Here is a 1,694-nt window from a genome sequence, read left to right on the forward strand (position 1 = left end):
CCTGAAGACCCTGAAAGTCGCCGAGCCGCCGCAACGCTCCGCGGGCATCAAGGTGCCGGACGTGAAGACGCTGGTCGAGAAGTTGAAGACCGAAGCCAAGGTTCTGTGAGGGAGTCTCCAAAGTGATCATTCTTGTAATTGCAGAACACGACAACGCATCGATCAAAACGGCGACGCTGAACACCATCGCGGCTGCCCAGAAGATCGGCGGTGATATCCACGTACTGATCGCGGGTTCGAACGCGCAAGCGGCGGCCGATGCAGCGGCGAAGATTGCGGGAGTAGCAAAAGTGCTGCTCGCTGATGCCCCGCAACTCGCCGATGGCCTGGCCGAGAATATCGACGCAACGGTGGTTCAGATCGCGAAGAACTACTCGCATATCTTGGCTCCGGCGACCGCGTACGGTAAGAACATCGCACCGCGCATTGCGGCGCATCTGGACGTGGCGCAGATCAGCGATATCACGGCAGTGAATTCGCCTGATACCTTCGAGCGTCCCATCTATGCAGGCAACGCCATCGCCACGGTTCAATCGAGCGATGCGATCAAGGTCATCACGGTTCGCACAACGGGTTTCGATCCCGTGGCGGCAGAAGGCGGCAGTGCATCGGTGGAGAAGATCGAAGCGCCGGCTGACACCGGCATCTCGAAGTTCGTGAGTCGCGAATTGACGAAGCTGGACCGGCCGGAACTGACGTCGGCGAAGATCATCGTGTCGGGCGGACGGGGTCTGGGCAGTGGCGAGAACTACACGAAAGTGCTTGAGCCGCTGGCGGACAAACTCGGCGCGGCGCTAGGTGCATCGCGCGCTGCGGTCGATGCCGGGTTCGTGCCGAATGACTACCAAGTCGGTCAAACTGGCAAGATCGTGGCACCTAACTTGTACGTCGCCGTCGGCATCTCGGGTGCAATTCAGCACTTGGCCGGGATGAAGGATTCGAAGGTCATCGTGGCGATCAACAAGGACCCGGACGCACCCATCTTTGGCGTCGCGGACTATGGCCTCGTAGGCGATCTGTTCATGGTCGTACCGGAGCTCGTGAAAGAACTGGGCTGACCGAACATAAATTAGAAAGCGGAGTGAAGGCAACTTTGATCAGGAATTTTGGGCGACGATGTGAAGACATCAAGTGGGTTTAGCGCGATACCGCCCCGTTGCGGACCGGCCAGAAAGTGCTGATAGGCGACTGGGTCCTTGTGGGTGAGGGAGGAAAGGCGCTGCCCATCTGTCGGACGGACCACAGCAGCAGGCGCTCCGCTTCCTTGCGGTACGTGTACCCACTCACCATCAGACTGTGTTTTCTCGCCGTCAACTCGACGTGATAAAATTGTTACATGTTGCGGCGAACCGTTGGAAGACTAGTCGCTGGCTGAGTTGGAATGCCGTACAGCAGAAAGCGGCGTCTTCATGGAGCGAAACGACGACTTTCATGGTCGACGTGACATGTTAAAGCAAGCCATGACTGATACCGCTTGGTCCAACTGCCACAGCACGGATCACTGAGTAATTCCATTTTTTTGGGATCAAGCGTTGCTTGCGGATCCGATGCGCTTCGACAAACCTCCACGTAACCGTCACCCTCGTGCGGACCAGCGTCTGTGGGGCTGGATCGTGGATTCGCTTTGGATTTAAAAAAGGAGCGCCTGACATGGTTGCTAGCACTCGTTTGCCACCCGAACGACGCAACAAGGT

General features: G+C 57.6%; 2 protein-coding genes and 1 pseudogene. 2 read left to right on the plus strand and 1 reads right to left on the minus strand.

The features are described from left to right. Both WCA53_RS10330 and WCA53_RS10335 read left to right on the plus strand, forming a co-directional pair. Window positions 1–109, plus strand: a pseudogene (locus WCA53_RS10330) (electron transfer flavoprotein subunit beta/FixA family protein); the annotation flags it as partial. A 13-nt stretch (window positions 110–122) separates the two neighbouring features. Beyond that, the gene (locus WCA53_RS10335) at window positions 123–1,058 is read left to right on the plus strand and encodes an electron transfer flavoprotein subunit alpha/FixB family protein (RefSeq protein ID WP_423908740.1); all 936 of its coding nucleotides are present in this window, start codon (window positions 123–125) and stop codon (window positions 1,056–1,058) included. A gap of 390 nt (window positions 1,059–1,448) precedes the next feature. Here the strand turns inward: WCA53_RS10335 and WCA53_RS10340 are convergent. Further along, window positions 1,449–1,694: hypothetical protein (locus WCA53_RS10340; protein WP_423908743.1), on the minus strand; the 246-nt coding region annotated here is incomplete at its 5' end.

The organism is Caballeronia sp., assembly GCF_049581465.1.
GTDB lineage: Bacteria > Pseudomonadota > Gammaproteobacteria > Burkholderiales > Burkholderiaceae > Caballeronia.